Source organism: Ensifer sp. EB106-03-01-XG145, assembly GCF_058792075.1.
The window spans coordinates 305,943-312,830 of record NZ_JBYTEC010000007.1 but is presented as its reverse complement, the minus strand read 5'-3'; the positions used below and the strand labels follow the sequence as shown (position 1 = coordinate 312,830).

The 6,888-nt window shown below is 62.5% G+C and carries 8 protein-coding genes and 2 pseudogenes; 7 read left to right on the top strand and 3 right to left on the bottom strand.

Annotated features, from left to right (window positions below):
• Window positions 1-68 precede the first annotated feature (68 nt).
• Window positions 69-392: pseudogene (locus AC3WWH_RS19280) on the top strand (GNAT family N-acetyltransferase); the annotation flags it as partial.
• 74 nt (window positions 393-466) lie between these two features.
• Here AC3WWH_RS19280 and AC3WWH_RS19275 read toward each other — a convergent pair.
• From AC3WWH_RS19275 to gtdA, 3 genes are all read right to left on the bottom strand, one after another.
• Window positions 467-694, bottom strand: coding sequence for a helix-turn-helix domain-containing protein (locus AC3WWH_RS19275; protein ID WP_373419862.1), 228 nt, complete (start codon window positions 692-694; stop codon window positions 467-469).
• A gap of 156 nt (window positions 695-850) precedes the next feature.
• The gene (locus tag AC3WWH_RS19270) at window positions 851-1,336 is read right to left on the bottom strand and encodes a VOC family protein (RefSeq protein ID WP_058322047.1); all 486 of its coding nucleotides are present in this window, start codon (window positions 1,334-1,336) and stop codon (window positions 851-853) included.
• Complete coding sequence (gene gtdA / locus AC3WWH_RS19265) at window positions 1,329-2,303, bottom strand: gentisate 1,2-dioxygenase (RefSeq protein WP_113399312.1); 975 nt, start codon at window positions 2,301-2,303, stop codon at window positions 1,329-1,331. The genes AC3WWH_RS19270 and gtdA overlap by 8 nt, the downstream gene beginning before the upstream one ends.
• On the opposite strand from gtdA, the gene AC3WWH_RS19260 reads away from it, so the two are divergent.
• The 6 genes and pseudogenes from AC3WWH_RS19260 to AC3WWH_RS19235 all read left to right on the top strand — a co-directional run bounded on the left by AC3WWH_RS19260 (window position 2,282) and on the right by AC3WWH_RS19235 (window position 6,855).
• Window positions 2,282-2,920: an MFS transporter gene (locus AC3WWH_RS19260; RefSeq protein ID WP_492377164.1), complete on the top strand. Its 639-nt coding sequence runs from the start codon at window positions 2,282-2,284 to the stop codon at window positions 2,918-2,920. The genes gtdA and AC3WWH_RS19260 overlap by 22 nt on opposite strands.
• Before the next feature lie 250 nt (window positions 2,921-3,170).
• A complete protein-coding gene (wrbA, locus tag AC3WWH_RS19255) occupies window positions 3,171-3,770 on the top strand; it encodes an NAD(P)H:quinone oxidoreductase (RefSeq protein ID WP_058322044.1) in 600 nt (199 codons plus the stop codon).
• A gap of 92 nt (window positions 3,771-3,862) precedes the next feature.
• A pseudogene (locus tag AC3WWH_RS19250) lies at window positions 3,863-4,625 on the top strand (SDR family NAD(P)-dependent oxidoreductase).
• A gap of 24 nt (window positions 4,626-4,649) precedes the next feature.
• Window positions 4,650-5,087, top strand: a complete 438-nt coding sequence (locus tag AC3WWH_RS19245; protein WP_058322042.1) for an ester cyclase — start codon at window positions 4,650-4,652, stop codon at window positions 5,085-5,087.
• Between the two features lie 30 nt (window positions 5,088-5,117).
• Complete coding sequence (locus AC3WWH_RS19240; RefSeq protein WP_492377163.1) at window positions 5,118-5,888, top strand: SDR family oxidoreductase; 771 nt, start codon at window positions 5,118-5,120, stop codon at window positions 5,886-5,888.
• 19 nt (window positions 5,889-5,907) lie between these two features.
• Window positions 5,908-6,855, top strand: coding sequence for a quinone oxidoreductase family protein (locus tag AC3WWH_RS19235; RefSeq protein WP_058322040.1), 948 nt, complete (start codon window positions 5,908-5,910; stop codon window positions 6,853-6,855).
• Window positions 6,856-6,888: the final 33 nt, after the last annotated feature.

Here is a 6,888-nt window from a genome sequence, read left to right as displayed (position 1 = left end):
CATCCGTTCCCTGCAAATCACGCAGGCCGGATTGAATCACGAAAACCGGCTGAAGGGGAGGTTTTTAGAGGCATCCACCTGCCTACCGCTATACCGTCAAGCACTCGATCTATGTTCATCATGAACATCTCGGCCAGGGCATCGGAGGTCTGCTCATGCGCGGCCTGATCGACGCTTGTGCTGCAGCCGGCTTCCGGCAGATGATCGGCTATATCGATGCCGAGAATGTTGCCTCGCTGTCGCTGCACGAACGGTTCAACTTCGTTCGCGTTGGCCTCCTGCAGGGGGTAGCCTATCGCTACGGGCGCTGGGCGGACAGCGTCATGGTCCAACGCTCGCTCGGCACCGGCGCGACGACGCCACCGCCTCCCCCGCCCCTTTCCACCCGTTGACGATCGAAGTTGGAAACCCGGGTGGGCTGCGCCCGCTCAAGCCTCCCCGAGAGGCGGCCGCGACTCCCTGGCCTTCATTCAGCACTCGATCTCTGACGCCGGCTAAAGGCCTTTGCGTAAACTGAGGGTGTCTTTCCGACATAACCAAAGAACGCACTTGAAAATGCGGAGCTCGAAGAGAAACCGGCTTCGAAAGCAGTCTCCGTTATGCAATGTCCCTCTTTGCGCAGAAGTTCCATCGCCCGGTTCATCCGCTGTTCACGGATGAGTTGTAACGGATCCGGAAATCGAGAGGGCCGCATAGCCGGGTCATGCGCGGCGCCGCCCAAACAAGTCTGACTACCGGATGGGCTGTTCTCCGATCGCCAGCTCGCACCTCTCAAAACCTTCGCGTGCGCAAGCTAGTTGGCCTAAGCGGTGCTCAAGGTGGCCGCCCCTTAGTCCCGCCGTTCTGTCGCTCAAAGCATGATATCACGCCGCTCGCCCTCCGGACCTGGTTCGACGAGTTCGATCAGCACGTTGTTCGGGCCCTTTAGATAGACAACCCGCCGCCCCGCCCAGTGCCCGTTTGCCACGACCTGCGGCGCGCCGAAGGCGCTCCACCCGTAGGGCGCTGCCATGCGCAGAGTAGGATCGACGTCCCGCACCATGAGTCCGATGTGCGATGCCCCGCTGTCGCATGCCTGAAAGGCAAGCGCCTTTCGCCCGAAAGCCGTCTTGTACTCCAGAAGTTCGACGATATGCGGCCCCTTTGCTAGCATGGCAAGCTCAATGGACCCGTCACGAACTCCCGTCACGTCGCGAACGAAATCACGATCCTCCAAAACATCCCTTCCAATGAGCTCGAAGCCGAGAACGTTGATCCAGAAATTCAGCGACGTTTTTAGGGACGAGACCGTAATCCCGAAATGATGGACCGCTATGCCTGATACATCCTCAGGCATAGCGGTCCTCCCGAAACAGATACAGCGCCTGTTGAACGGGCCGATCCGAGAAGGAGAAGAGCACACTGTCCTCGTCGCTCTCATGGCGTACGTCGTGCCACGAGGGCACGACGAAGATGTCGCGCTTGCCCCATTCGCTCACGGTATCGCCGATATGTGATCGCCCGCGCCCTTCGATCGGTACGAAGACGGTGGCATCGGTCGAGCGGTAACGGGCGGTTGTAAACCCCTTTGGCAAGAGCTGGATGAAGGTGCCGATGGTCGCCATGGCGTGGTTTCCGGTGATCGGATTGGTGTAGCGCATCTTCAGTCCGTGACACGGATCCCAGGCATCGTGGCAGCGCATGCGTTCCAGTGCGTCGCGTGTGCGCTCGTAAGGGTAGTTGAAGACGGGGGACGTGCCTCCGCCGACACCATGGTCGACTGGCAGGAGGTTGGCGCCGTAGCGGGCGTCGCTGTCGCCGATCGGGCGGTCCAGCGGCTGCTCGTCCTGGTCTAGATGTTCCGCGAACGAGGCGTCGAGGAACTGCACGATGGGGATGTCGAGCCCGTCGAGCCAGAAGATCGGCTCGGAACTCTGGTTGCCGTGATCGTGCCAGGCCATCGGCGGGGTGATGATGAAATCGCCCTCGTGCATGATAGTCTTTTCGCCGTTGACCGTCGTATGGGCACCGCTGCCTTCCAGCACGAAGCGGAGCGCGCTTTGCGTATGGCGGTGGGCCGGCGCCACCTCGCCGGGCAGTACGAGCTGCACCCCGGCGTAAAGATCGGTGGTGATTTTCGATTGCCCGCGCAGGCCGGGATTTTCGAGCACGAGCACGCGCCGCTCGGCCTCTTTGGCGGTGATCAGGCCGCCGGCTTCGAGGATGGCCTCGCGGATCGTCGGAAAGCTCCAATGCGCCGGGCGGCAATGGCTGCGTGGCGTTGGTGTGACGAGATCGGCCAGTGACGTCCACAGCGGCGTCATGTTGTTCTGGCCGATCCGGTCATAAAAGTTCTGGCTTCTGGCTGACCTGCATCATCGTCGTCGCCGCGCTGTTCCCGAGCTACCTTGTCGACCATCTGCACCTCAACATGGACCAGATGAGTTTCATCCTCTCTTCCATGGGTTTTGGCGGGGCAATCGGCGCGTTGCTGCTGCCAGCGCTGTCCGACCGGGTCGGTCGCAAGCCCGTCATGCTCCTGTCGGCCGTGCTGGCCTTCGGCGCCTTCTGGATTTTCGGCGGAGCAGGCGCGAATGTCACCGTGCTCTTCCTCTGCATGATGGTGGCGATGGGCAGCCTCTATGCGCTGCTCACACTGACGGTCGGTCCGTTCACGGCCGAATCCGTGCCCGCTCGACTGATGGCCACGGGCTCCGGGATGGTCATCGGCATCGGTGAAATCTTCGGCGGCGGCTTTGCGCCCGCCATCGCCGGCACCATCGCAAAACACTACGGCATCGAGCATGCCGCGGCGGTCCCACTCTATGCCCTCGGCCTCGGCATCGTCGTCATCCTGCTTCTCAAGGAAACCGCCCCCATCCGCCTTCGCGGCAAGACCGCCGCCGAGCCCGTCGCTGCAGGAGGCGTCCATGTCGGCTGATCCCCACACTGCCTCGACCGAGGCCCTGCTTCTCGCAGAAGGCTACACGTCAGAAATTTCGGCAAAAGCGGCAAAGATTCGAGGATTACGGTCGAAGAAATCGAACGGTCTGGTCAACGCATCTCGCGCTATATCGTTCGATTTTCTCGACCGTATCCAATCATTTTATTCGACTATTCCTCCAAGCTATTTGATGCGAGCTTTTTCCCAAGCCGCAAGGGCGACTGCTTCAAACCAACGGAGAACAACAATGGCGAAGGTACTGGTCCTCTATTATTCAACCTACGGACACATCGAGACGATGGCCTATGCCGTTGCGGAGGGAGCCCGAAAGGCGGGAGCCCATGTCGACGTCAAGCGCGTTCCGGAAACCGTTCCGGAGGAGATCGCGCGCAACAATCATTTCAAGCTCGATCAGGTAGCTCCGGCCGCCACCATTGCCGAGCTGGCGGGCTATGATGCGATCGTGGTTGGGACCGGCACGCGCTTTGGCCGTATGTCCTCGCAGATGGCTGCGTTTCTCGATCAGGCGGGCGGTCTGTGGGTCAAGGGGGCCTTGCATGGAAAGATTGGTGCGGCCTTTGCTTCCAGCGCAACCCAGCATGGCGGACAGGAAACCACCCTGTTCTCGATCATCACCAACCTTCTACATTTCGGCATGATGATCGTCGGGCTTCCTTACAGCCACCAGGGCCAGATGAGCGTCGACGAAATCGTCGGCGGTGCGCCCTACGGCGCAACCACGGTGGCAGGCGGCGACGGATCGCGCCGGCCGACCGAAATCGACCTCGCCGGTGCCCGCCACCAGGGCGAACTGGTAGCCGCTGCTGCCATCAAGGTCTTCGGCTAGGCCGATCCGTCGGAGGCTAGTGCCTTCGGCTTCCAATCAACCCCGACAATTCGAAGGAAACATCGTCCCGCGCGCGGGCGAGGAGCGAAGCCATGTCAACGGATTTCGACGGCAAAGTGGTCCTGGTCACCGGCGCAGGCTCGGGGATCGGCCGGGAGGCGGCAAGGCTGTTTGCCGAGCGCGGTGCCCATGTTTTCGCGGCCGACCTCAATCGGAGCGGCCTTGAGGAAACGAAGGACATCGCGGCGGCAGGAAAGATCGAGGCCACCCGTGTTGACGTTTCGAGCGAAGAGCAGGTGAAAGCCCTCCTCGTGCGCATCGAAAAGGATGCCGGTCGGCTGGATGCAGCGTTCAACAATGCCGGCATCACCGGCGGCACCCACCGCATCGAGGACTACCCGACCGACGATTTCGACCGGGACCGTCAACCTGCGCAGCGTGTTCCTCGGCATGAAGTACGAGATCCCGCTGATCGCAAGGACAGGTGCGGGCGCGATCACCAACACCGCCTCGGTCGCCGCGCTGACCGGGCCGGGCGGCATGAGCGCCTATGCCGCCTCCAAACACGGCATCCATGGCCTGACCCGCGTCGCGGCGATGGAGAACGCCAGCCGCAACATCCGCGTCAACGCGCTTGCCCCCGGCTGGACCGAAACACCGATGGTGGTGGCCAACAGCGCCCAGAACCCGGCTTTTGCCGACCTTGCCCGAAAAGCCATCCCCGCCAAGCGGGGCGGCCAGCCGCGCGAGCTCGCTGAAGTGGCCGTGTGGCTCAGTTCCCCGGCCGCAAGCTACGTCTTCGGCCAGATGATCGTCGTCGACGGCGGCATGACCATCGGCGGTTTCGAACTCTAACCCCTGACATCGAAGGATACGACCATGACCAGAAGTGCAGAAAGCGAAGCGGCGATCGCAGTGGTTCGCCGGAACACCGAGGAAGTACAGGGAAAGGGCAATTTCGCCGTCTTCGATGAGGTCTTTTCCGAAGATTTTCTCGACCATACGCCGCAACCGAACATGGTGCCAGACAAGGAGGGTGTGCGCGGCCTTTATGTCGGCCTGCGCTCGGCTTTCCCGGATTTCCATGCGGTCATCCACTGGCAGACGGCCGACGGCAACCTCGTGACGACCTTCAAGACCTATTACGGCACGCACAAGGGAACCTTCCTCGGCATCGAGCCCACCGGCAAGACGATCCAGTTCGAGACTGTCGATGCCATGCGCGTCGTCGATGGCAAGATCACCGAACACTGGGGCGTCGCCAACCTCTATTCGCTCGTCGGCCAACTCGGCCTCCAGCTTCAGCCGAAGGGCTGAGCCATCCCATCTTCCCGAAGGAAACTTGCCATGAGTGACATTCTGAAAAACAAGGTGGTCGTCGTGACCGGCGCTTCGAGCGGCATCGGCCGCGCCATCGCCATCCGCGCCGCCGAGCATGGGGCGAAAGCCGTGATCGTCGCCGATATCACCGAGGCGCCGCGCGAAGGCGGCCGACCGACGCTCGCGGAAATCGAGGCGATCGGATCGGCCGCCCGCTTCGTCAAAACCGACGTCAGCAAACGGGCCGACAATGACGCCCTCATCGAAGCGTCGGCCGAATTCGGCGGCGTCGATGTCATGGTCGCCAATGCCGGCATCACGCTGCGCACCGACGGCGCGGACGTACCGGAGGACGATTACCACCGGCTGCTGTCGATCAATCTCGATGGCTCGCTGTTCGGCGCGCAGGCCGCCGCCCGCCAGATGAAGGCGAACGGCAAGGGCGGCAGCATCGTGCTGATGGCCAGCATGGGCGGGATATCGGGCGCCGGCATCACGGTTGCCTATTCCACCAGCAAGGGCGGCGTCGTGCTGATGGCGAAATCGCTTGCAGACGCGCTCGGCCCCGACGGAATCCGCGTCAACGCCGTCGCACCGGGGACCATCGACACTGAGCTTTTGCGCACCAGCCCCGGTATTGCCGAGGCATCGGAAGGGTTTCGCAAGCGCACGCCGCTACGCCGCCTTGGCCAGCCCTCCGAGGTGGGCGACGCGGTCGCCTATCTCGGCTCGGATCTCTCCAGCTACGTCTCGGGCATCGCGCTTCTCGTGGACGGCGGCCTGCTGGCAGTCCTCTGACCCCTAAAGGAACTCGACAATGAAGGCCCTTCGTTTCGAACAATTCGGCACGCCGGATGTGCTGGTTCACCGGGATATCCCCACCCCCGCCCTCAATGCCAGCGAGGTTCTCGTCAAGATCCACGCTGCGGCGATCAATCCGAGCGACGTCAAGATCGTCAGCGGATTGTTTGGCGGCGCGGTTCCGCGCACACCTGGGCGCGATTTCGCCGGCGTGGTCGTCGAAGGCAACGCACTTGTCGGCAAGCATGTCTGGGGCAGCGGCGCCGGCTTCGGGTTTCGGCGGGACGGTGCGCATGCCGACTATGTCGCCCTGCCGGCAAGCTGGTTGTCGGAGAAGCCCGCGAGCCTGTCGATGGCCGAGGCGGCCGCGGTCGGGGCCTCCTTCGTCACGGCCTGGCATGCACTCGTCGATGTCGGCTCGCTGAAGAAGGGCGAGACGCTTCTGATTACCGGAGGTCTCGGAGCCGTCGGTCGGGCCGCCACACAGGTCGCTCGTCATCTTGGCGCCCGCGTCATCGTGGCCGCCAGAAGCGAAGCTGCAAACGACGCCGATGATTTCATCGACCTATCGAAAGCGAACCTGCCAGACGCCGTCCGCAAAGCGACCTGGGGCAAGGGAACCGATCTGGTTCTGGATGCTGTGGGCGGCGCCATGTTCGAGCCTTCGCTCAAATCACTGGCTGTGGGCGGCCGCCATCTTGCCATCACCAGCGTCGGCCAGAAGCGCGTCGAGTTCGATCTCGCCGATTTCTACCACAACCGTTCGGCGCTCTTGGGGGTCGACACCGCAAAGCTGTCGGGTGAAGAGATCGCAGGCATCCTCGACCGGCTAAGGGCCGCGTTCGACGATGGTTCCTTCAAGAAACCAGCGTTGCGGCAATGGGCATTCGACCAGGCGGTCGATGCCTATCGCAGCACCGCTTCGGGTGAAGCCGCAACCAAGAATGTCCTCATCACGAATTGACCGTGGCAGCCGGTGCGTTCAGCGGTAGTCGGT